The sequence below is a fragment of the Listeria monocytogenes genome (assembly GCF_013282665.1).
In the GTDB taxonomy this organism is placed as follows: Bacteria; Bacillota; Bacilli; order Lactobacillales; family Listeriaceae; genus Listeria; species Listeria monocytogenes_C.
Window position 1 is genome coordinate 1,018,128 of the sequence record NZ_CP054041.1, and the last position, 23,783, is coordinate 1,041,910.

At 38.6% G+C, this 23,783-nt stretch carries 23 protein-coding genes and 1 other RNA gene; 4 read left to right on the plus strand and 20 right to left on the minus strand.

Annotated features, from left to right (window positions below):
• The first annotated feature begins 66 nt into the window (after positions 1-66).
• Positions 67-906: a Cof-type HAD-IIB family hydrolase gene (locus tag HRK21_RS05210; protein ID WP_003739904.1), complete on the plus strand. Its 840-nt coding sequence runs from the start codon at positions 67-69 to the stop codon at positions 904-906.
• 25 nt (positions 907-931) lie between these two features.
• On the opposite strand, the gene HRK21_RS05215 is transcribed toward HRK21_RS05210, so the two are convergent.
• Entirely contained in the window at positions 932-1,378 is a 447-nt protein-coding gene (locus HRK21_RS05215; RefSeq protein WP_070006592.1) for an NUDIX hydrolase, read from the minus strand.
• A 116-nt stretch (positions 1,379-1,494) separates the two neighbouring features.
• Here HRK21_RS05215 and HRK21_RS05220 point away from each other — a divergent pair, with 116 nt between their 5' ends.
• Positions 1,495-2,337: an aldo/keto reductase gene (locus HRK21_RS05220; protein WP_003727659.1), complete on the plus strand. Its 843-nt coding sequence runs from the start codon at positions 1,495-1,497 to the stop codon at positions 2,335-2,337.
• 45 nt (positions 2,338-2,382) lie between these two features.
• On the opposite strand, the gene HRK21_RS05225 is transcribed toward HRK21_RS05220, so the two are convergent.
• The 8 genes from HRK21_RS05225 to HRK21_RS05260 all read right to left on the minus strand — a co-directional run bounded on the left by HRK21_RS05225 (position 2,383) and on the right by HRK21_RS05260 (position 8,100).
• Entirely contained in the window at positions 2,383-2,628 is a 246-nt protein-coding gene (locus tag HRK21_RS05225; RefSeq protein ID WP_003739907.1) for a YaaL family protein, read from the minus strand.
• Positions 2,629-2,642: 14 nt separating this feature from the next.
• A complete protein-coding gene (gene recR / locus HRK21_RS05230; RefSeq protein ID WP_003722062.1) occupies positions 2,643-3,239 on the minus strand; it encodes a recombination mediator RecR in 597 nt (198 codons plus the stop codon).
• Between the two features lie 108 nt (positions 3,240-3,347).
• On the minus strand, positions 3,348-3,665 hold the full coding sequence (locus tag HRK21_RS05235) for a YbaB/EbfC family nucleoid-associated protein (protein WP_003722063.1): 318 nt from the start codon (positions 3,663-3,665) through the stop codon (positions 3,348-3,350).
• A 29-nt stretch (positions 3,666-3,694) separates the two neighbouring features.
• The gene (dnaX, locus tag HRK21_RS05240; protein ID WP_070006593.1) at positions 3,695-5,437 is read right to left on the minus strand and encodes a DNA polymerase III subunit gamma/tau; all 1,743 of its coding nucleotides are present in this window, start codon (positions 5,435-5,437) and stop codon (positions 3,695-3,697) included.
• A 275-nt stretch (positions 5,438-5,712) separates the two neighbouring features.
• Positions 5,713-6,177, minus strand: coding sequence for a DUF3284 domain-containing protein (locus HRK21_RS05245; RefSeq protein ID WP_003739909.1), 465 nt, complete (start codon positions 6,175-6,177; stop codon positions 5,713-5,715).
• 17 nt (positions 6,178-6,194) lie between these two features.
• A complete protein-coding gene (locus tag HRK21_RS05250; RefSeq protein WP_003728589.1) occupies positions 6,195-6,377 on the minus strand; it encodes a DUF3188 domain-containing protein in 183 nt (60 codons plus the stop codon).
• Positions 6,378-6,379: 2 nt separating this feature from the next.
• On the minus strand, positions 6,380-6,601 hold the full coding sequence (locus HRK21_RS05255; protein ID WP_003728590.1) for a hypothetical protein: 222 nt from the start codon (positions 6,599-6,601) through the stop codon (positions 6,380-6,382).
• A gap of 134 nt (positions 6,602-6,735) precedes the next feature.
• On the minus strand, positions 6,736-8,100 hold the full coding sequence (locus tag HRK21_RS05260) for a PTS sugar transporter subunit IIC (protein ID WP_003730755.1): 1,365 nt from the start codon (positions 8,098-8,100) through the stop codon (positions 6,736-6,738).
• 441 nt (positions 8,101-8,541) lie between these two features.
• Here HRK21_RS05260 and HRK21_RS05265 point away from each other — a divergent pair, with 441 nt between their 5' ends.
• Positions 8,542-8,697, plus strand: coding sequence for a hypothetical protein (locus HRK21_RS05265; RefSeq protein WP_070006594.1), 156 nt, complete (start codon positions 8,542-8,544; stop codon positions 8,695-8,697).
• Between the two features lie 699 nt (positions 8,698-9,396).
• Here HRK21_RS05265 and HRK21_RS05270 read toward each other — a convergent pair.
• The 10 genes from HRK21_RS05270 to tadA form a co-directional block, all read right to left on the minus strand.
• A complete protein-coding gene (locus HRK21_RS05270) occupies positions 9,397-10,038 on the minus strand; it encodes a hypothetical protein (protein WP_069887446.1) in 642 nt (213 codons plus the stop codon).
• A gap of 153 nt (positions 10,039-10,191) precedes the next feature.
• Positions 10,192-10,458: signal recognition particle sRNA large type (ffs, locus tag HRK21_RS05275), an RNA gene on the minus strand.
• 276 nt (positions 10,459-10,734) lie between these two features.
• Positions 10,735-12,249: a gluconokinase gene (locus HRK21_RS05280; RefSeq protein ID WP_069887447.1), complete on the minus strand. Its 1,515-nt coding sequence runs from the start codon at positions 12,247-12,249 to the stop codon at positions 10,735-10,737.
• A 114-nt stretch (positions 12,250-12,363) separates the two neighbouring features.
• Positions 12,364-13,302: a GW domain-containing glycosaminoglycan-binding protein gene (locus HRK21_RS05285; protein WP_003728595.1), complete on the minus strand. Its 939-nt coding sequence runs from the start codon at positions 13,300-13,302 to the stop codon at positions 12,364-12,366.
• A gap of 42 nt (positions 13,303-13,344) precedes the next feature.
• Complete coding sequence (locus HRK21_RS05290; protein ID WP_070006595.1) at positions 13,345-14,283, minus strand: LPXTG cell wall anchor domain-containing protein; 939 nt, start codon at positions 14,281-14,283, stop codon at positions 13,345-13,347.
• A 141-nt stretch (positions 14,284-14,424) separates the two neighbouring features.
• Positions 14,425-16,164, minus strand: a complete 1,740-nt coding sequence (cydC, locus tag HRK21_RS05295) for a thiol reductant ABC exporter subunit CydC (protein ID WP_070006596.1) — start codon at positions 16,162-16,164, stop codon at positions 14,425-14,427.
• Positions 16,164-17,888: a thiol reductant ABC exporter subunit CydD gene (cydD, locus tag HRK21_RS05300; protein WP_070006597.1), complete on the minus strand. Its 1,725-nt coding sequence runs from the start codon at positions 17,886-17,888 to the stop codon at positions 16,164-16,166. The genes cydC and cydD overlap by 1 nt, the downstream gene beginning before the upstream one ends.
• Complete coding sequence (gene cydB, locus HRK21_RS05305; RefSeq protein WP_003728599.1) at positions 17,888-18,901, minus strand: cytochrome d ubiquinol oxidase subunit II; 1,014 nt, start codon at positions 18,899-18,901, stop codon at positions 17,888-17,890. Before cydB ends, cydD begins: the two co-directional genes overlap by 1 nt.
• Positions 18,888-20,294: a cytochrome ubiquinol oxidase subunit I gene (locus HRK21_RS05310; protein WP_003739915.1), complete on the minus strand. Its 1,407-nt coding sequence runs from the start codon at positions 20,292-20,294 to the stop codon at positions 18,888-18,890. The genes cydB and HRK21_RS05310 overlap by 14 nt, the downstream gene beginning before the upstream one ends.
• Positions 20,295-20,675: 381 nt before the next feature.
• Complete coding sequence (tadA, locus tag HRK21_RS05315) at positions 20,676-21,146, minus strand: tRNA adenosine(34) deaminase TadA (protein WP_070006598.1); 471 nt, start codon at positions 21,144-21,146, stop codon at positions 20,676-20,678.
• Between the two features lie 194 nt (positions 21,147-21,340).
• On the opposite strand from tadA, the gene mbcS reads away from it, so the two are divergent.
• Positions 21,341-22,918, plus strand: coding sequence for an acyl-CoA synthetase MbcS (gene mbcS / locus HRK21_RS05320; protein WP_070006599.1), 1,578 nt, complete (start codon positions 21,341-21,343; stop codon positions 22,916-22,918).
• Positions 22,919-22,964: 46 nt separating this feature from the next.
• Here the strand turns inward: mbcS and HRK21_RS05325 are convergent, their stop codons facing one another.
• On the minus strand, positions 22,965-23,783 hold the full coding sequence (locus HRK21_RS05325) for a hypothetical protein (protein WP_236994543.1): 819 nt from the start codon (positions 23,781-23,783) through the stop codon (positions 22,965-22,967).

The following is a 23,783-nucleotide window of genomic DNA, read 5'->3' on the forward strand; positions in this document are numbered from 1 at the left end:
ATGCGCCACATCTGACTTTTTCTTAATTTCTAGTGATACAATAAAGAAAAAAAGGAGCTAAAACATATGACAATCCAAGCAATTATTTTAGATATTGATGGCACTTTATTGAACGACGACAAAAAAATCTCACCGGAAACAAAAAAAGCACTCACCTCCGCGCAACAAAATGGTGTTAAACTTATTCTCGCATCAGGTAGACCAACCACAGGGATGCACGCATACGCAGAACAATTAGAAATGGAAAAGCATCATGGTTTGCTCGTTTCATACAACGGCGCTAAAGTAGTTGATTGCGCGACAAGTGAAGAATTATTCAACCAAGCACTTACTGTTGAAGAAGGAAAAGCCGTTTTAGAACACATGAAACAATTTGAAGTAAAAGTAATGATTGATAAAGAGGATTATATGTACACGAATGATGTATACGATTGCTACATACCTTACCGCGGCGAAGAAATAAATATTCTTCAGTATGAATCTCGCGGAGGAAATTTCAAACTCTGCGAAAAAGATGATTTAGCGGCATTTTTAGATTATCGCCTAAGTAAAATCCTCACTGCTGGCGATCCAGCCTATATGCAAGAAAATTACCAAGCTATGATGGCGCCTTTCAAAGACACACTTAATTGTGTCTTCACAGCTGATTTTTACTTTGAATTCACAGCTCAAGGCATTGATAAAGCCAAAGCACTTGATACCGTTTTAACGCCTATGGGCATTCACGCTGAAAATATCATTGCATTCGGAGACGGTCATAACGACATCACAATGGTCGAATATGCAGGAACAGGAATCGCTATGCAAAATGCTGTCCCGGAATTAAAAATTGCAGCAAACTCTGTTACTTTATCCAACAACGAAGACGGCATTGCGCACGTGCTAAACAGTTTAATCCCGAGTTAAGAAAAAAGGCTGAAATTCAGCCTTTTTATATTGCCTTCATAGCATTGTTTTTCAACCGTTCATTTAGTTCATAAAGCGCCGTTTTATTACTATCCCACTCCAATAACTGAACCGCAGACTCATAAGAAACCCAGCGCAACTCGCTATGCTCTAAAGATAATGTAACCTGATGTGAACAACTCGTTAACTCAATGGCAAAACAATATTCTGGAACAACATATGGCTTGTTAACGGAGAAATGAAAATTAGGAATGGAGGCATGTGAATCCAGGCTATACATTTTAACGTTGTTACCCAAATTCAACTCTTCTCTACATTCTCGTTTAGCAGCCTCAGAAATAGACTCTTCGTCTTCCCCTCCACCAGCTACAAACTGCCAAACATCTGCGTCAGTTCTATGTAAAACACCAAACTGATAATTTGCTTTCATTTTCATAAAAGGTATAACTAAAACTTGAAAAGGTTGTCTCATTCTCTCACTCCCCTTTGGAATTTATAAAAAAATCATCTTTCCACTTCTTCATTCTACAGAAATTCTTCATTTTCTGGTATGCTTAAGTTAATAAACTAAAGTAGGAGGTAAATGAAATGACACTTTCTTTCTCGGATACATACAGACTGAACAATGGAATTGAAATGCCTAGACATGGTTTTGGGGTTTACAAGTTAACGGATGAGGCGCGTATGCGTACTGCGCTCGAAACCGCGGTGGATGTTGGGTATCGCTTATTTGATACGGCTTCATTTTACCATAATGAAAAAGAACTTGGAGACTTTTTTGCGTCAAGCGGCTTGAAAAGAGATGAATTTTTCGTCACAACAAAAATGTGGAATACAGAACAAGGTTACGATGAAACGCTTCGAGCTTTTGAAAAATCACAGAAAAAACTACAATTGGACAAAATTGATTTATATTTAGTTCATTGGCCAAAACAAGATACTTTTTTTGATACTTGGCGCGCTGTGGAAAAATTATATGATGAGGGTCTTGTTCGCGCAATTGGTGTAAGTAACTTTGAAGCGCATCATCTGGACCGCCTGCGCACAAGTGCCAATGTGCTTCCAGTAGTAGATCAACTCGAAACACATCCGCACTTCCCAAATCATCTTTTACACCGCTATTTAGAGGAATTACATATCGTTCACCAAGCTTGGAGCCCACTTGGCCGTGGCGGGGTTTTACAAGAGCAAATCCTTATTGACCTAGCGAAAAAACACGGAAAATCACCTGCTCAAATCGTCCTTCGTTGGCATTTACAAAATAATATCTCCATTATTCCAAAATCAGAAACACCTTCAAGAATTAGAGAAAATGCAGCTATTTATGATTTTGAATTGTCAGAAGCAGATATGCGCCAAGTCGAGCGTTTAAATACTGGTGAACGTGTGAGCCACGCACCAGACGTGATGTATGTAAGATCAGAAATTTAGCCTAAAATAAAAATCTACTAAACCATTTTGGCTTAGTAGATTTTTTTATTTGCTTTTTAATTGTCTTGTACGTGCTTCTTTGAAAAGGTAAAAATAGCGAGCTTCTGCTTTCTTTTCCTCATATTCTAAATTTGGATCATATTCAAAGCTTTTACGCATTAGAACTTTTTGTTTGTGCCACTTTTCTTGCGTGACTTCAATCAATTCCATCAGATAAGCATCATAGGATTTGTGTAATTTGCCAATCTTCTTGTTTTTCTTCCGACCAAACTTATTGCTTCTGGATTCCATTTTATCACCTCGGTTTAGACTTCTCTTCGTCCTTCCATTGCTTTTGAAAGCGTCACTTCATCTGCATATTCTAAGTCTCCACCAACTGGAAGGCCATGCGCTATTCTCGTTACTTTTATGCCTGAAGGTTTTAATAAGCGCGAAATATACATCGCCGTGGCTTCCCCTTCAACATTAGGATTAGTTGCTAAAATAACTTCCTCAATCGTGTCATCTTGCAAACGTTTCAGCAAATCAGGAATGTTAATATCTTCTGGTCCAATTCCATCCATTGGCGAAATTGTGCCATGAAGTACGTGGTATAAACCATGAAAATCACGCATTTTTTCCATTGCAATGACATCTTTGGATTCTTGTACCACACAGATGACACTTCGATCGCGTGACGTATCAGCGCAAATATAGCATGGATCCTTATCTGTAATGTGACCACAAACGGAGCAAAAACTTAGGTTTCGCTTTGCATCTACAAGTGCTTTTGCAAAATCTAGCACATCGTCTTCTTTCATATCTAAGACATAAAACGCTAGTCGAGCTGCCGATTTCGGGCCAATCCCAGGTAATTTCATAAAACTATCTATTAATTTCGTTATCGGCTCAGGATAATGCATAATTCGTCTTCCTCTCACCTTCAATATACAAATGTTTCACGTGGAACATTCTATTAGAAAATAGTTGAGACTCTTGAATACAAGCCAAGAGTCTCAAACCAAGCAATATTACATTCCAGGGATGTTTAACCCTTGTGTGAATTTACCCATTGTTTGTGAAGTTGTATCTTCAATTTGTTTTAATACGTCATTTGTTGCTGCAAGTACTAAATCTTGTAGCATTTCGATATCTTCTGGATCAACTACTTCTTCATTTATAACAACATCAGTAATGACGCGTTTACCAGTAGCTTTCACTGTAACCATTCCGCCACCAGCTGTCCCAGTGAACTCTTGCGCTTCTAAATCAGCTTGAGCTTTCGCCATTTCCTTTTGCATTTTTTGCATTTGTTTCATCATACCTTGCATATTTCCCATTCCACGCATGAATAATCTCCTCTTTCTTCTATTGTTTTTTAATCTTTAATTTCAAGCAAATCTTCACCAACGAGTTTTGCGGCTTCTGCAACAAAAGGATCTTCCGCTGGTTTTTTAGCTTCTGGATTTGCACCGTCCTCCGCATCGCCGTCGCTACCATGACTATGCAGGAAATTTTCTCTTACGTCAGCCCATTGATCTTCTGGGATGCCAATAAAAGTATAATTTACTTGAGTCAGTCGTGCAATACTCGACGTGATGGTTTCAACAAAGTTCGGATTATCCATCGCCATTTGACAGTGAATCTCATGCTTAAATTTTAACACAAAAGTGTCCTGAGATGCAGCTACAGGTTCTGCGTCATTTAAAAGGGCTGCTTGAGATGCCATCAACATGGATAATAACTCACCCCAACAACCACGAATCAACTGTAAATTCTCTTTCTTAGCTTCGCCTAGCACATGGTTGATTTTGCCAATAGGGGCTTTAAATTGCTTGCCATTGTTGATTGCTTTTTTAGAGCCTCCCCGATTTTGGGTTGGTTTATCAGCTGGTGCTGCTCCGGTTCCACTGGCAATTTGTTTTTTCAGCGTTTGTATCTCTTGATGCATTTGCTCCATTTGGCGTTTTAAGTCAGAGAGATCACTTCCAGAAGCTGCATCTATCGGCGCATTTCCGCCACCACCTGCAGCTGATTGTCCGGCTTGTGTTAACTGCACGAGCGCCACTTCGACATAAATACCTGGGTGATTAGAAAAACGCATTTGTTGTTGCGCTGTATTTAAAATTTTCACAAACTCATACACTTTAAGTGAATCTGCTCGTTTTGCCAAAGCGACGAAATCATCGTCAATCAAAGCTCGTTCCAGAGTCTCTTCCAGATCCGGCGCTTTTTGATATAGCAGCACATCTCTAAAGAATACGAGTAAGTCTTCCACTAAACGAACTGGGTCTTTCCCTTCTGCCAGTAGTGCTGTCAATGTTGAAATAGCTTCCGCCGCATCACCATCAAATGCTGCACTTACTAATTTTGTAAGCAGGTTTTGCGCAACAGATCCGGTGATTTCAAGCGCATCTTCCACGGTAACTTCTTCTGATCCGTAGGAAATAACTTGATCGAGCAAGCTAAGTGCATCACGCATCCCGCCTTCAGCCGCACGCGCAACAATCATCAACGCTTTTTCGTCATAAGGAATTTTTTCTTCTTCTAAAATAAATTTCAAACGACCAATAATATCTTGGGTCGTAATTCGTTTAAAATCAAAGCGTTGTACCCTCGAAATAATTGTTAGTGGTAACTTATGTGGTTCTGTTGTTGCCAAAATAAAAATGACATGTTTCGGCGGTTCTTCCAACGTTTTTAGTAGCGCATTAAACGCTCCCGTCGACAACATATGCACTTCATCGATAATATATACTTTATATTTCGCCACAGTTGGCGCATATTTCACTTTTTCCCGGATATCTCGAATTTCTTCAACCCCGTTATTACTGGCAGCATCAATTTCAAGAACATCTGGTATAGAACCGTCCGTTGTGCCTTTACAAATCTCACATTCATTGCAAGGCTCCCCATCATGACCGTGTTCACAGTTAATCGCCTTCGCAAAAATTTTCGCCGCACTAGTTTTCCCCGTCCCCCGAGGCCCAGAAAATAAATAAGCATGCGAAGTTTTATTTTGCACAATGGCATTTTTAAGCGTTTTCGTCACATGTTCCTGTCCAACAACATCCTGAAACGACTGCGGCCGAAAAACCCGATACAAAGCCTGATACGCCATCTGCCACTCTCCTTCACCTAAAACCATTTTAGTAGTTTTATTATAACGTATTGTTGAAGAACTTTCAAAATGTACTTTATTTTGATTTAGTTCTTCAATATAAATCTGAGCGCAGCGATGATTTAATCCTTACCAGAAGTTTCAAACCATTCTGAGTCAGGCTAACCCCCAAAAACAGCTACCCTGCCCAGGCTAACCTCAAAAACCACTATAAATCACGCTACCAAAAACCCAAAAAAAGAACCAGACCCCCGAAAAAGCCCGATTCCAAATCCTTATTGTTCACTTTTAGCAGCCAGTTTCTCCTGCTTCTTCTTACTCTCATTAATAACCGAAAGTTCAATTGATTTCAGCAAATTTTTCACACGTTTTTTCCGAAAAAAACCAAACATAAAACCAACAATAATATTATTCATTTTATTCATTGTTTTTTCCGTTTCAATTAATTCGTTATAAGTCACTTCGCATGTTGTCTCGCTTGTGGACTTTATCGTATAAGTCGTTGTATGTGTGTTTACTCGGCTACTTGTTTCAAATTGATATAACTCATTAGGTGTTACTTTCAGAATTTTTGTAGTAGCCAGCGCACCGTTAGACATTGTTCGTTGGTATTTATATCCTTCTAGTTTGCGCATCTGAAGCGTTTTACCAGTGGCATTTTTTACATCATAAATGGCAGAGCTAACTAGTGTATCAAAGCATTCTTTTTGAGAAATATATAATTTCTGTGTGACATTCACTTTTTAATCGACTCCTTCTAATTCTTTTCTTTCTTATCTTTACGGATTTTTAGCACGATGAATACACAGCCAATTAAAACAACCGCAAGTCCTGTAACTAGAAGAGGTACACTAGCCATCCCATCTTTTCCATAAGAAGGACTAAACATAATAATAATAAGACCTATACTAATAATAAATAGTGCATTAACAATTTTCATCTTCAACCCACACTAACTTGGAAATAGAGTACAGAACCTATTTCAGTTGCTTTAATTGTTTCTTTGGCGATTTTTGCCGCCTTTTCTTCGTCTTCAATATTTGTTTCAAAAGTAAGCTTCATACCTTGTTCAGCAATTTTTTTAAAAGTTACACCGTCTTTATCGTGCGTTTCAAGTAATTCTGTAATATAATCGCGTTTCATTGGACAATTAAGAATAATCATTTAAAAAAACCTCCTTTTCTATAGTTTAACTTTATCTTTCACTTCTTGCAATGAATAAAAATGGTGCAGGAATTCCTACATGATATACTGGCTAGGCGCACTTTAGTTGCACCTAGCCAGAAACTTATTATTTTCTAAGCTTTCATCTCTTCTTCTGGTACACCAACGCGATTTGCGGTAATAACAAATGGTACCCAAATCAAGAACGCGACGACCATATTTATGAGTGAAATTACTGGTGCCATCCAATCTCCTCCAGTTGCTAAGAAGGAATTCAGAAGTGGCGGCATTACCCAAACTACTGCAATTTTAACTGGGCCAACAATGCCAAGTGTTGTTGCAAAGTAAGCGATTGTTACCATTACCATTGGCGCGATAAGGAATGGTATTAAGTAAATTGTATTTAATACGATCGGTAAACCAAACATGATTGGTTCGTTAATATTAAATATACCTGGCGCAAGAGACAATTTCGCAACTGTTCGTGCATCCGCTCGTTTCGAGAACATTAGTAACGCGATAATTAATACAAGTGTACCGCCTGATCCACCCATCCATACATACGCATCGAAAGAACCACGTACCCATTCGAATGGTAATTTAGCGCCTTCTTGTGCCGCACTAATGTTTTGTAGTTGTGCTGTACCCCAAAGTGATTCTAGAACCGGAGCAAGTACGTTCGGACCATGAATCCCGAAGAACCATAGTAGTTGTACTAAGAAAGTAACTAGTAAAACAGCTCCGTACCCTTGCGATAGTGATAATAACGGCTCTTGAATTGTTTTGGAAATCCAAGTAATAACGTCCATATTTGTGATTTTGAAGAATGCCCAGTCAATAATACCAACAACATAAAGTGCAACTAACGCAGGAATGATCGCCGCGAAAGCTTTACTTACAGCCGGTGGAACAGAATCTGGCATTTTGATAATAATATTTCTACGCATTAATTTCGCATAAATAATAGTTGATATAAAACCGAAAATCATTGCGGTAAACAAGCCGGTACCATTTACTTGGCTTAAGCTAAAGAATCCGTAAATTCCAGCAAATTCTTTTGGTAACGTATTTACATCAAAATTTGCATTAGAAGCCGCAATCGCAGCTTTTACTGCATCTAAGCTTACAGTAACAGTTAAGTTCATAACAAAAGCAGCAAGAGAAACTAGCCCCCCAGCTAATCGATCCACTTCATATGCTTTTGATAAATTATACCCTAGTGAAAAGGCAAAAATAATTGAAACAATTGCTAACGTCCCATTGTATACATATCCATTAATTCCGATAAGTGGTTGCATCGCTTCCACAAATCCTGTCCATCCCCAGTCAGTTGGAAAATCCCTAAAAAACGCATTTAAAAGTACTGCAATTGACCCAGCCATAGTGATTGGCATTGTTGAAATAAAAGCATCACGTAACGCAACTAGATGTTTTTGTGAACCAATTTTTGCTGCTACTGGCACAAAATACTTTTCTAAAAATGCTGTTAATCCATTCATATTTTATCCTCCCGTAAACCTTTTTATTTAACACTCATCTTTTAAACAAAATATAATTTTTATGTATAAACTCCCTTTAAGTTTATCAGCTATATCTGTTTACTTTATCCTAGTAATCCACATTACTAAAACAAACCAGATGGAATCTTTGCATGACCTCGTGAAATTTTGGGAGCCCTCCTCTCCGCTTCATGATAAGGCTTACATTTAGATTCACTTTAATCTATTGCAATTTTCGTGCCAAGTACTAAATTAGGAAAAAAATATACGGTAATCTCTTGAAAACGTTATCTTTCTTGCCTTTGAAACCAGATTACACACATACAGAAAAAACTGTGTAAGTAAGCGTTAACATTACACAGTTTTACTAATTTATCTGTTTTTCATTTTGTGTTATAATGAGCATAAGCTAAGTAATACCAATGAGTCGAGGTGATAATTATGGCAGTCAAAAGAGATATGCCGGAAGAATCAAAAAATAGCAAAGTAGTCAAAAAAGAACATTTTTCGATTGTGTTTCCCGATGATATAAAAGAACCAGCTACTGTTGAAGAACAAAAGAAACAAGACGTTGAAAAGAAAGTAGACGATAATTAATAGAAGAAAAGAGCATCCACTTGGGATGCTCTTAGTATGTGATTTATTTAACAATTGATTATTTTGCTAATTTTTAGAGTGAGAATTCTTGTTTTTCTTTTGAAATTCCTTTTTTAAATATTTTTATCTCTCATCAATTCTCTAATAATGAATTAACGTATAACCATTAAGGTTGTCTATTTCGCTAAAAATATGATATCATATAAATGAAAAGAGAGCCATGCGCTAACATGACTCCCTAAGCAGTAGCACCGCGTAAAAGACGGCGGCCATAGACTAATAATTACACGAAGTAACCATCGATCAGCTCGCTAAAGTGGATCAGATGGTTATTTTTTTGTTTGTTAAAGTCGAGAATCATCACGACGAGGGTGGCAAATACCACCGCAAACGTCAGTGCTTCATACACAGACACGGCTATTCCTTTCTAGGAGTAAAACCTTCTATAACCAAGAGGCGTCACCCTCGTTCCTGGAGATTTAGCCACCATCCTTTTCACTTTACTACTACTAAATTTATTATAGCATAAGAAAATGTTGCAAACCAAGGTGCTAATGCTTGAAGTGAATTTCAGTTATTAGCGGTTTTTAACAACCATTAAGTAACATTTAAATTATGTTATACTTTTAGAAAAACAAATATATTTCTGTTAAGATATACTTACAAATAAAAAAGAGCACCCACCTGGGATGCTCTTTTTTATTTAATAGAGAAGATGACCATTTCTTTATCCTCATCCACGCGGACATTTACGTCCATGCCTAATTTGTCTTTAAGTAGTGCTGTAATATCTAGATAGTCGTCGTAGCTACCGATATCACTTTTTTTGTATCCTTGGAGAATTGTCGGCTTAATGCGCACGATATAGTCATCATTGGATGTTTCTTCCGGATTGTAGGAATAGATTTTCTTTCCGTTTTTGTCGAAAAAATCATAGGTTGCATAGGATTCTTTATTTGTTATATAGACGTCTTTTTGGGTAACGTAGGCATTATCCGCGACGCTATAATCAATTAGACCTGAATAATATTTATTGGTAGATGGTTCATTAATTTCATATTGTTTATAGGCTAATCGGAATAAGTAATCAATATTGTAGTAACTATTCACGCGGAAATAGAGATTTTTATCTTTGGATTTTTTATCTACACCAATGTCTGTCGCACTAATCGGGAAGACCTCATATAATTTGCCGTCTATTTCGTAAGCTACTTCATACTTGTCAAACACTTCTTGGCGTTGAAAAAAGCCAAAAATAATTGCTAAGATTATAATAATTCCTATAAAAACTGCGATGATTAAAGCTGGCAGCCATTTCTTTTTTGATTTTAGTTGTTGCATTATTTTCATCCTTTGTCATGAATTGCTTTACTATTTTATATTGTACCAGTTTATGGATCATTATACATTATTTTTCTGAGGATGGGGCTGATTTGTAGAAAAAAGACTACTCTGCGCTAAGCAAAATAGTCTTTTATATATTTAAAATTAGTGTCGCGCACCTCACATCGACATGCAATCATCTGCGTTACCCTGATAGTTAGCTCGGGCCAGGCGACCTCGCGGCACATGAGAAGCACTGCTTAATGCTGCTTCCTTCCGGACCTGACATGGTTCACAGGTTCCCATTGCGCAAGACCCAACCTTCAACACCACTTGTCAAGGGCAGACCAAACAATTACGATGCCTCAAATGAGGAATTCAACCCCGCTAGAGCGGATTGCGGGTTACAGGGCGCCGCTACCTCCCCGTCTAGCACGACAAATTTGCTACCAATAATTAAATGCCAAATAAAAATTATTTAGCGCAAACTCTGAAAAGAGCTCAATTACTAGTGTACCTTTTTCGTGTAAAAAGTGCAAGCGGGAACAAGGAAATATTTTTTAACGTAAGTAAACACTCATGATTGCTGCGATAATTGTACCAACTACACAAATACCTACTAATGTTAAAGCTATCCATACTATTTTTTTATTCATGGTTTTCTCCCCCTTGTCATCACTTTTCTTTTAGTGATTATATCATGAAATCCAAAATTTAGCTGTTAATATCAAACTTCTTTTGCCAACTATTTAATTGGCTGTAGCTCGACATTAATTGTGTGGTTACTTGTTTAAAAATCAGACGTAATTCCGCATATTTAAGGACGTTCTCACTTGGATGGTATACCGCTTTGATAGGCAGTGTATGTTTTAGGTTCAAATCTTTCAAAATCCCGAGTGAGCGCATACCAATAATTGCTGCGCCTAAACTTGAGCCTTCTATCGTATGCGGAACACGAATCTCACGGTTCAAAATATCTGCTAATAGCTTACACCAAGCATCATGCGCAGAAATCCCACCTGTGACATAAATAATATCATCTGGAGCCGAAACTGCCTCATAAACTTCTGCAAGATTAAAAGCAACACCTTCCAAAATCGCTCGAATAAAATGGGCTTTTGTATGATTAATCGTCAACCCAACAAAACCTCCGCGAATATCATTAGTCCAAAACGGTGCGCGCTCGCCTAATAAATACGGCTGGAATAAAAGACCCGCAGCACCTGGAGGAGCTTCCTCCATTTTTGCAATAAAGCTTGCGAAATCACGCCTGCTAATTTCCTCTTCAGAACCAAATTGTTCCAGGCCCCATTCGACTACTTTCCCACCATTATTCACTGCGCCACCAGCAATAAAGTAGCCATCACCAGCTCCGTAACAAAACGTCCGACCGCGTGAATCTATTTGGAAGCGGTCGGTAAGTTTGCGAACCGCACCACTTGTTCCTACTGTAATTGTGACATCATTTTGACCAGTCGCTTGAATACCAATATTAGCTAGCGCCCCGTCACTACCTCCTACAATGAATGGTAAATTTTCTGGGATTCCCATTAATTCAGCATAATCTTTTTTCACGCCGGTTAATTGATATGTTTCTGGTACAACTTTTGGCAAGAAATCAGGGGTCAATTTGACAATTTCCATTGCTTCAAATTCCCAGTCATGCTCCATAATATTGTATAACCCTGTTCCTGAGGCTAACGATTCATCCATCACCCAAACATCAAATAAGCGGTACAAGATATATGATTTAATATCAACAAACTTCTCTGCGCGTTTATATAATGTCGGTGCTTCCTCTTTTAACCAGCAGATTTTGGCAAAGGGGCTCATAGGGTGTATCGGCGTTCCTGTGGCTTCATAAAGTTGAAACAAGTAATTATCCCTTTTTACTTTTTCGAGCGTATCACTGCTTCGTCCGTCCGCCCAAGTGATACATTCAGTCAAAAGTTCTCCGTTACTTCCAACCATAATTAAACTATGCATCGCCGAACTAAACGAAATTCCCGCTAATTCTTTTTTATTCACATTTTTCATTACAGCTTGAATAGATGATAACACTGCCTCAAAAATTTCCGTGGGACTTTCTTCTGCTTTCCCAGTTTCATCGGTTATTAGTTCATAATGCGTCGCCTGCCGGAAAATCACTTCTCCTCGTTGATCAAAAAGTACTGCTTTCGTGCTCGAAGTTCCGATATCTACGCCCATTATGTATGATTTGCTCGTCAAACAACTCACCCCGCGTTTTCGTTTCTTTTTATTATACGTCAAATGAAGAAAATTTGGGGGCTGGGCTACTTAGCTTTTTTCGCCAAACAAAAAAAGCTAGAGAAATTCTCTAGCTTAGTTGATACCATAAAAAGTTTTGATTCGGCTTTCTTCGCCTAGCACAATAAGCGTGTTTTTGTCCGCGAATTTAAGCACTTCTTTTGTATTGGCTTCACTTTGAGCGACGCAACCTAATGTGTAATTGTATTTTGGTGAATCAACATGATAAAACACAGCCGATCCTTTACCTTTCACACGATTAGCGTTGTATTTCACTTCCATTCCGTATGTGTACTGCGGAATCTTCATTTTTTCATCTGCAGAACTGGAGGAATTACGTTCTTGCCAAGTGTTATAGGATTTGTCGTTAGAGTTAGAAATCCAATAACTTCGATTAGTGATTGCTCTGAATGTCAGCTTCGTACCAGGATTACCCTTTTGTCCAAAAGCAATCCCTGTGCGGTAAACACCAACTGGAGTGCCCGAACTTTTTTCAGAGAACTTTGGATCAAATCCCCATTTGCCAATGTGACTGGTAAAATGACGAACTTCATACCAATTTCCTGCACTATTTTTTTGGAAAAAGTACGTTGTTGCTGTGGTGCTTTTTGGTTTTGTGGTGATGATTGCTTTTTTACTGTTCCAAAGCGCTGGAACGGTGTCAGCAATTGTTGGTTTGCCAATATTTGTAAAGGCTCGTGAGTCAATCCAACCGATTGTAGTATTTCCTAGCTTGCAATAATACCATTTAGCTCTTGCTGTTTTTCCTTCGCGTGTAATAATCAATGTCTTCTTGTCGTATTTCTTAGCTGAACCGAGATACTTAACACTGCTACTCGTTTTGTACATTTTGCTATGAATACCATCATTTCGTTTTGACTGATTTACTACCCCTTTTAGGTTAACTGCTTTGTCATAAATGATTTTTTCGTAGGATGCTGCTTCGGCGTTAAAGGAGTGACCAAGTAGGCTAACCATTAAAACAATAATTAAACCGCTTAATAACTTCTTCATTATTCGCTCCTTATTTTTGAGTTATTCCTTATAGCAATTAACTTATTTTTTTCGTTTCCTAAGTAATAACACTGCTACAAGAATAACTATAACACCCGCTACAACGAAAATCCATTCTGCACCTTTGTCACCTGTGCTTGGCAAATCGGTTTTGTCATCTTTTGTAACTTTTGCAACACGTGTAGGTTTTGCGGTTGCGCTTTTGACTGCATTTTTTGTTTCGATTTTCTTTATTTTTTCAGGAGCTGTTACGACTGCTTCGTTTTGTTTTTTCGCTGGAACTTGATAGGTTACTTCTTCACTAAAATTACCGTCTTCATCAAAAGCGTATGCTGTAATTTGTTTTGGTGTTGTCGCCCATTCTGCATAAAAATGACCATCTTTATCTGCAGTTGTAGTTCCTTCTCCAAAGTTTTCATCTTCAGGAGAACTCATATATACACTGGCAAAGGGTTTTGTTTTACCTGTGAAAATTTTTGTTTCTAAATCAAAATTCATATCTGTAATAGTTAGTTGGGCCGTTTTTTCTTTGACTAAATAATTGAGTTTAACTGCGGTTGTATTTCCGTCTTCATTTTCTCCAAGTAGTGTGACTTCTTGGATGCCTGTATGTGCAGTACTTAGTTTAGAATTGGCTGCTAGGCGGTAGTTGGTGAGTTTTGTATCGGTGTATTCGGTTAATGTTTCAGTGAAATCTTTGAGGTTAATTTTGCTATTTTGTTCGTAGGAGTAGACTTCTTGTGAGTCTGTAATATCTATCGTTGTTTGTACTTTGCTTTTTTGCGGCGGAGTTATAGTGGTATCTTTCGCTGGTTCTGCCTTTTTTTCAGTAATTATATTTTTAGTAGCTTCTGTCGTTTTTTCTTCTATAGGCGTTGCGTTGTTACCATTTTCATTTGTTTCAGCGCTTGCTGCCAATGAAAATGGGATGATTAGACTAGTCAATACTGCAGTGAGCACTAACCCGTGGAATTTTTTCATAATAAATTCCCCTTTCACTTTGCTTAGTTTAATAATAAGCAGAATTGTGATGAAAGTCAATTTTAAATTACAATTTTATTACAAATATTAAAACTGCGATACAAAAAAACTTGCTAAGTGACTACTTAGCAAGCCTTAAATTTATAATTCGATTGGACGATCTAGTTGATATAGGCGTTTATAGCGAGCCTCTTTTGCCATTAGTTCGGCATGAGGCCCTTCCATTAATGTCTTCCCTTCTTCTAAAAACAAGACCCGGTCCATTTTTTCTGCCCCAACTAAATGATGTGTTACCCAAATAAGTGACTTATCTGCTAATGTTTCAAAAATAGTCGCTAGTAAATCGCGTTCTGTGATGGGATCCAGACCGACTGTTGGTTCATCTAAAATAACAATCGGCGTATTTTGCAGTAAAATCCGAGCGAGAGCTATACGACCACGCTCGCCACCTGAAAATCGTTCACCCATCTCACTCATTTGTGTATGATAGCCATCTGGCATACTCATGATAAAATCGTGCAGTTGAACTTTTTTCGCCGCTTCATATACTTCTTCGTCTGATGCATCTTGATTTCCTAAACGGATGTTATTTAAAACAGTCGTACTGAAAAGATGCGCTTTTTGATTTAACATCGAGGTTAATTCAGGAATTTGTGGTCGCAAGTTTTCTACTTCTACGCCGTTCATGGTTACTTTTCCAGCCGTTGGAAGCAGAGCACCTTGAACTAATTTAAGAAAAGTCGATTTCCCTGTTCCACTTCTTCCGATAATTGCCACTTTTTCACCTTGTTGTAGTGTGAAGTCAAAACCATTTAAGATTTTGGGGGACTTTTTATCGTAAGCAAAAGTTAGGTTTTCTGCTTTTAAAACAACATTTTCCGTGTTAATTCGCTCTATTTCTTTTGTTTCTTCTTCAAAAGTCGGTAGCATTGGATCTTCTATTTTATCTAAACGAGCAAGCGAATCTTGATACAATGATTTATCACTGACGGCACTTGAAACTGGTACAAAAGCTTCTGCTAGCGCCATTATTGCTAAAACGAATGCAGCAATCATCGTTCCAGAAAAGGCTCCGTCACGTGACTCTGCTGTACTCCAATAAACCATCACGATAACCATAAAGCCAACAACTAACTGACTAAAGAAATCGCGCCAATTAACAAAATGAAACTGTTTATTTTCTGTTCGAAGCATATCTGCCTCGTCTTTTTCGTAGTTAGAAATAAATGTTTTTTCACGTCCACTGAATTTCCAATCACTAATACCAAACACTGCATCGGTAAATTTTTGATATAGACTATTGCGCCCTTGTTTTAAGTAAGCGTTCTTTCCGCGAGCATATAACAGTGATACCCATGGTAAAACAAGCACAAGGAGACCAATTAAGAGCACGAAGAGTGCAGCAAATGGAATCGAGAATGCTCCTAGCGCGATAACGACTCCTGCGTAAAGCACGAGGCTAACAATTGCTGGTAACATTGTAGTTAAATAAAAATTTTGCAAATGCTCAATGTCACCTGCGAGGAGGCCCAGAATATCGCCAGTTTTATAACGTGATTTTAGTAATAATGCTTGCGGTTCAAGTAAACGATATAAGCGAACACGCATCTTTTCTAGAATTCGAAGTACAAGTGAATGGCTCGAAAGGCGTTCCACATAGCGTGACACGGAGCGCATAATACCAAATGCACGAACACCAACTGTCGAAATGTAAACAGCCATGATGGATTCCGGCATCAAGGATGACTTCGAAATTAAATGTCCAGAGGTAAACATAAGTGCTCCAGCAGAGGCAAAAGTTAGTGTTCCAAGGAAGATGACAAGTAAAAACAAGCCACGGTTTTCTTTCATATATGGGATAATCCAGCTACTTTTCCGCATCATACTCCCTCCAATTGGGCTTTGACTAAATTATAATAGAAACCTTTACGCGAAAGTAATTCTTCGTGTGTTCCAGTTTCGACCACAGCCCCGTGATCTAAAACGATAATTCGGTCCATCTCGAGCATCCAGTGCAAGCGATGCGTTGCGAAAAAGACTAATCGATTTTCAAATAAATCTAGCATTGGCTTTTTTAACTCATATTCCGTTTCAATATCTAAGTGCGCTGTTGGTTCATCCATTAACACAATGGGACGATCCGTTAAGAAAGCACGAGCAAGCGCGACACGTTGTTCTTGCCCACCACTAAGCATCCGCCCAGCTTCTCCGACAAGCGTTTCATAACCATCTTCAAGTCCCGCCACAAGCTGATTTAAACCGGCAGATTCTGCTGCTTTTTTCATTTCCTCTTCTGTAGAGTTAGGATGATAAAAGCGAATATTTCCAGCGATTGTATCATGGAAAAGGTATGGATGTTGCGGAATATAAGTGACTTGCGTTTGCCAATCACTCGAAGCAAGCGAAACACCACTTTCCCCGTTCCAACGAAAATCTCCAGAAGTCGGGGGCAAAAAGCCACTCAAAACGTCAATCAACGTGGATTTCCCAGCACCCGTCGCACCAATAATCCCAATTTTTTCAAATCCTTTTACCGTAAAATTGGCTTCATGAAGCGAATCTGCATCTTCTTCGCTATGTTTCACGGTAATATTTTCAAACGCGAATTCTGTATTTTTAGCAAAAGTTGTTAAAGGTATTGCATTTGTTTCGGGTTTTTCTGCTTTGGCTTGATCAATAATTCCTTGAATAACGCGACCAGCCTCTTGACCATCAAGTGTGGCATGATAATCTGAGCCAACTTCACGAACTGGTAAAAAGTATTCTGGCGCTAGGATTAGGACACTAAGCGCAATGGGCAAATTCATATTACCATCAATAAGACCAAGACCAAGGAACAGTGCAACGAGCGCAATTGATAGCATCGTAAAGAAATCTAGCGCGAATGATGACATAAATGCCACACGTAACGTTTTCATTGTAGCTTTACGATAACGCGAACTAACCGAAGCGATTTTCCCTTCATGGTCGTGACTAAGTCCCAAATATCGCAACGTTTCCAAACCTTTCAACGAATCGACAAAGTGGTTAGAAAGCACGCGATACGTTTCAAACTGTGAATCAGCTTGTTTTTTCGCGGCTAATCCTAAAATAATCATAAATACAATTAAAATCGGCAAAGTAATCATTAAAATAAAAGCAGAAGTCCAGTCCTGAAAAGCAATATACACCCAAATCATGGCTGGAATGATTGCCATATTCATCATTTTAGGTAAAAACAGTTCCAAATAATTTCGGAAGTCCGCCACACCTTCCATAACCATTGTGACCACTTTCCCAGTTCCTTCCGCACGAGCAAAACGCGGTCCAAGCGCGAATAAACTATCAAGCAACTCTTCCCGCATGGTTTTCGCGAGTTTCGCAGCATAACGGTAAACGATTTGTTTTTTCCATACATTCAAAAAATGACGCAAGAAATAGGCCCCCGCGAAGAGACCTATTTGCATTGTGACTGATTGAAACGCGTGCTCGTGAAATAAATCAGTAATTGCACGAGCTAAAGTTATCGCCATCACGATAATCGCAGCACCTTGAACTAGCGTGAAAACTGCGAGAATCGCCATTATTTTTTTAATTCCTTTGTAGTTCCTTAAATCTTTTCCCATTAATACGTCATTTTCTCCTTACTAGAAACGCGCTTACGGAAAACATAGTAGCTCCAAATTTGGTAACCAAGAACAAACGGCAGTAGCGTAACGGCAACTATCGTCATCACACTTAGCGAATATTGTCCGGAAGCTGCATTTTCTATCGTTAAATCAAACGCACTGTTGATAGAACTGATCATTACACGTGGGAATAGTGACACGAAAATCGTACCAATCGTGAAGACAATTCCAAGTCCGCCGAATGTAAATGCTAAAATATCGCGATCTTTCCAGATGAAAAGAGCAGATAACAAGTACATTACGACAACAATTCCAATCATTAGCGGTACAAGTACAGGTCTAACTTGGAACATATCTGTATTGAAGTAAGCAAGTACAACAAAGATTAATAATGCTGGTACAGTAATAAACCAAACACGTTTCGCCATACGACGAGCACGATCTTGAATATCTTCTTCTGTACGTAAAGTAATAAATAGTAATCCGTGAAGTAGGCACATAAGCGTAATCGTTACGCCGCCCCATACGGAGAATACGGTAATGTAATCAAAGAATCCAGCATACATATCCATATCACTATTGATTGGCATACCTTGAATCAAACTAGCAAATAATACACCAAATAGGAATGGCGGTAAAATACTACCGAAGAAAATAACCCAGTCCCATGTTTTTATCCAAAGCGGCGAATCTTTTTGACCACGGAATTCAAAAGAAACCCCACGGCCGATTAGTGCAAGTAATAAGAATACTAGCGGAATATAATAACCACTAAACATGGTTGCGTACCAGTTAGGGAAAGCGGCGAAAATCGCGCCCCCTGCAGTTAGTAACCAAACTTCATTTGCATCCCAGAACGGTCCAATCGTATTAACGAGCACTCGGCGTTCCAGTGCATTTCTAGCCATAAATCGTGTAGACATCCCAACACCAAAGTCAAAACCTTCAAGGAAGAAGAATCCAATGAACAAGATGGCGATTAATAAAAACCATAACTCATTTAGTGACAAAGCTTTCATCCCCCTTATCAAACGGATCTACGGAAATCTCTGCTTTTTCTGGTTTGTGTCCGTCTGGTCCTTTTTTAATTTCACGTATAAACAAGTAAACCAACAGAATAGCTAAAATCGTATAAATTGTCGAGAACGCAATTATCGAGAACAAAATTTGTCCTGATGAAACGTTTGGCGATACAGCATCAGCGGTTTTCATGTAACCGAAAACTACCCATGGTTGTCGCCCTATTTCCGTCATAATCCAACCCATGGAGTTCGCAAGGAACGGGAATCCAATCATTGGAATCATGAAACGTAAATACCATTTTGCATTAACGAGTTTTTTCTTCCAAGCAAGCACGATACCGATTAATGCGAATAAAATCATTAACATACCAGCGCCAACCATGATACGGAAGCTCCAAAATGCTGTTTTAACTGGTGGGATGTAGTCACCTTCACCATATTTTTCTTCATATTGTTTTTGTAGCGTATTCATACCTTCTACACTACCAGTTAATGTACCGTAAGATAAGAAACTTAGCGCGTAAGGGACATTGACTTCCCATTCGTTTTTCTTCTCTTCTGGGTTGATCTTGGCAATCATCGTCCACGGAGCTGGGTCAGCTGTATCTTCCCATATCCCTTCCGTTGCTGCCATTTTCATTGGTTGTGTTTTAACCAAGTATTGTGCTTGCGAGTGACCACTGAAAGCCACACCAAAACCACCGATTACCGCCATGACCATTGCAATTTGGAATGATCGTTTAAAGAAGGCGACATCTTGCTTTTTAAGCATCTTATACGCACTGACACCGGCAATGAAAAAAGCCCCAGTGGCAAATGCCCCGAATATAACGTGCGGAAATTCCACAAGTAGTTGTCCATTAGTAATAAGTTGCAAGAAATCATTCATTTCCGCGCGACCATTTTTGAATTCAAAACCAACCGGATGTTGCATGAATGAGTTCGCTGCTAAGATCCAGAAACTAGACATAATTGTTCCGATTGAAACCAGCCAAATACATGCTAAATGAAGCTTTTTGCTAAGTTTATCCCAACCAAAAATCCAAAGTCCGATAAACGTAGATTCCATAAAGAATGCAAGTAACGCTTCGATTGCGAGTGGCGCTCCGAATACGTCCCCAACAAATCTAGAGTAATCCGACCAGTTCATCCCAAACTGGAATTCTTGAATAATACCGGTTACGACACCGACTGCGAAGTTAATTAGGAATAGGTGTCCCCAAAACTTCGACATTTTTTTGTAAATTTCTTTTCCCTTCACGACATACAACGTTTCCATAAGAGCAACCATAAATACAAGTCCAATTGAAAGTGGTACAAATAAGAAATGGAAAATCGTTGTTGATGCGAATTGAAAACGGGCTAAAAATAGTTTATCCACCCTTTTCTCCTCCTTTTTGTGCTAAAAATTACTGCTTCGTTCCCTGATTTGTGCTTCTCCCTTAAAAATCTTGTGAAAAACCGCCCAAAGTGACGCGTTCAGTTGCTCTGTAATTCACAAAGCATGATAAAATAATATGTAATCCTTGTTTTTCACAGATTCAGGAACCAGTTAAGAAAGATTTTTACTTTATAATGAGTTCTATATGGAGTATATTTTATCCTATTTTACGACAAATTTATTTAGTACTTTCGATGTTATTTTGTTTTAGTTAGATTGTGATAAATTTCGCAATTATTATCTGGCTGTAAATGTTGGTAAGGCTTATTGCTTTTTATTTCACAATAACGGATATAAAAGTACAATTTCGCATAATGAGTATTAAGACCTATTCAATTTGTTCCGTTTTCGTAGATCCTGGAAAAAACTTTTTAACATTTCGCTACTTTCCTGCTCCATTAATCCGGCTTCTACTTCACAGGTATGATTAAATCGATCATCTTGGAGTAAATTCATTAGCGATCCCGCTGTTCCCGCTTTTGGATCTTTAGCTCCGTAATAAACTTTTTCAATCCGCGAAAGTAAGATGGCACCGCTACACATTGGACATGGTTCTAGCGTCACATACAGTTCAGCACCGCTAAGTCGCCATGAATTCTGATGTTTACACGCATCTTGAATCGCAAGTAACTCCGCATGGGTCACTGCATTTCGGCTCGTTTCACGCAAATTATGCGCCCGACCAATAATTTCTCCATCTAAAACAACAACTGCACCAATTGGAACTTCTCCAATTTCTCGTGCTTTCTCGGCTTCTTCAAGCGCTTGTTGCATAAAGAAAGCTCGTTCCATCTATGCACCTCATTTCTTAAAAGTCACTCATTGTTATTTTAGCATAGCTTGGATTGTATGTAGCAATAATCTGCTCAAATTTTCACAGGAACACTTTAGTTGCTTTCGTAGAGCATTTATATTACCATATATTAATACTAGGTACTAAAACAAAATTATCAAAATATACAATCTACTTATAAAGGAGAGTCATTATGAATTCAGAAAATTTAATCGCTCCAGAACTTTATAATATTACTGACGAGATTGCTAAATTCAGTTCTGAAAAAACTGCTTTAATTTGGAAAAATGAGCATGACGAAACAAAAACTTGGAGTTACCGCCACCTGCTTGAACAAGCGAACAAATTTGCCAATGTTGTTAAAGACGCAGGCATAAAAAAAGGCGACCACGTTATCGTCATGACACCTAGATTACTCGAAACGTACGCAATTTACATGGGCTTGTGGAAAGCTGGTGCCATTATCATCCCGGCATCCGAGCTACTTAAAGCGCACGATTTAGAATACCGCATCCACCATGCAAACGTAAAAGCAATCGTTTCTTACAATGGAATGACTGCTGAATTTGATAAAATTGAAAGCATCCCTTCTGTTTCGAAAAAAATCATTGTTGGGGAGAAATTATCCGGCTGGGATCACTACGAAACATTAATGGAAGCCGCTTCAACCGAATTTGAACGCGTGGAAACTTCGCGCGATGATGCTTGTCTGCTTGCATTCACGAGTGGAACAACAGGTAATCCTAAAGGCGTTGTACATATTCACGGCTGGGGTTACGCGCATATTCGTATCGCTGCTGATCATTGGCTCGATATTCACGAAGACGATATCGTTTGGGCTACAGCCGGTCCTGGTTGGCAAAAATGGGTTTGGTCTCCTTTCCTTTCTGTACTTGGTAAAGGTGCCACTGGCTTCATTTACAACGGCCGCTTTATTCCAGAAAAACAACTTCATTTACTGAAAGAAGAAAAAATCAATGTGCTCTGCTGTACGCCAACAGAATATCGCTTAATGGCAAAGGTTAATAATTTGCGCGAACATAATTTAAGCTCCCTTCGTAGCGCCGTATCAGCAGGAGAACCTCTAAACCGTGAAGTAATTCAAGTTTTCCAAGATAATTTTGATATTAAAGTGCGTGATGGTTATGGCCAAACGGAAAGTACGCTGTTGATTGGTACACTTGTTGATACGCCGATTCGTCCTGGTTCGATGGGTAAACCGATTATGCCAGAATATATGGCAATTATTGATGCGGACGGAAATCCAGTTGGTGTCGGTGAAATTGGTGACATCGCAATGCGTAGAGACTTCCCAGCACTTTTCAAAGAGTACTATAAAGAACCAGAACGTTTGCAAAAAGCGATTCGCGGTGATTATTTCGTTTCTGGTGACCGCGCTATCCGCGATGAAGATAATTACTACTGGTTCCAAGGCCGGAATGACGATATTATTATCAGCTCTGGTTACACGATTGGACCGTTCGAAGTAGAGGACGCGCTCACACATCACCCAGCCGTAAAAGAAGTCGCTGTTGTCGCAAGCCCTGACGAAATCCGCGGAACGGTCGTAAAAGCTTTCATCGTCTTAAAAGATGGTTACGAGGGAACGGAAGATCTTGTGCACGAATTACAAACATTTACGAAAGAACAAACGGCTCCGTATAAATACCCGCGTCGGATTGAGTTTGTTGAGGCGTTACCGAAAACTGATTCTGGTAAAATTCGCCGCGTTGAGTTGCGTGATGCGGAGTTTGCTAGTGTGCATGGATAAAATTGTAGAAAAAAAGAAGTTCTCGGTTGAGGACTTCTTTTTTTGTTTATTCGCCGTACCATTCTTTTTCTGTGAACTCATATTCTTTTCTAAATTCTTCTGCGTACTTTTTATAAATACATCCATCTACCACAGCTACTGTATTTAAAAGAAGCGTTGGAAGCAAGGTGATGATAACTAAAATTGCTACACCTATTACTACAAGAATCGCTGATAAAATTGTTCCCGCCAAGGTTCCGTTTAACCCCGAAAGAGCATCTGAATTAGATCCATCAATCCACCATTTATTAACTCGATAAAATTGCATACCTACAATTACTAGTACTATAAAACCCACTAAAACTGCAGATAATATTTTTACAGCCTTTATTGCCCCTTTTTTCTTGCCTAGCTTTTCATCATTCGCCAAATACTTTGTTTGAACATTTTCAATCAACTTTATTTTGATGATGTAAAATGATAAACAATACCCAAATAAAATATATAGGCAAGCCGCTATCCTATTTGTCATTAGATTATCCGATATTTGAATAGACGTAATATAAAAAACAAGGGTAGTTTGTGCAAATAAATATACAGAAAACGTGTATGCAGCATTCTTGAAATAAAGACTACTTCTGAAATATCCAATGCAAATACCTATAATTATTATGGATGCGAGAATCGGAAACACGTACCAGTTATATCCCGAAAACAAGCATATTAGCAAAGAAATACTAGCGAAACCGAATATTTTTAGCGTTCGGGGAAATAATTCTTTACCTGTGCCGTTCAGTGTTTCATATATGCGGTGTAGCGAATTTTTTTCTAAGGCGCTTTCAAAAGAAATGGAATCTAGTAGTTTGGATAATGTGTTCATTTTCAT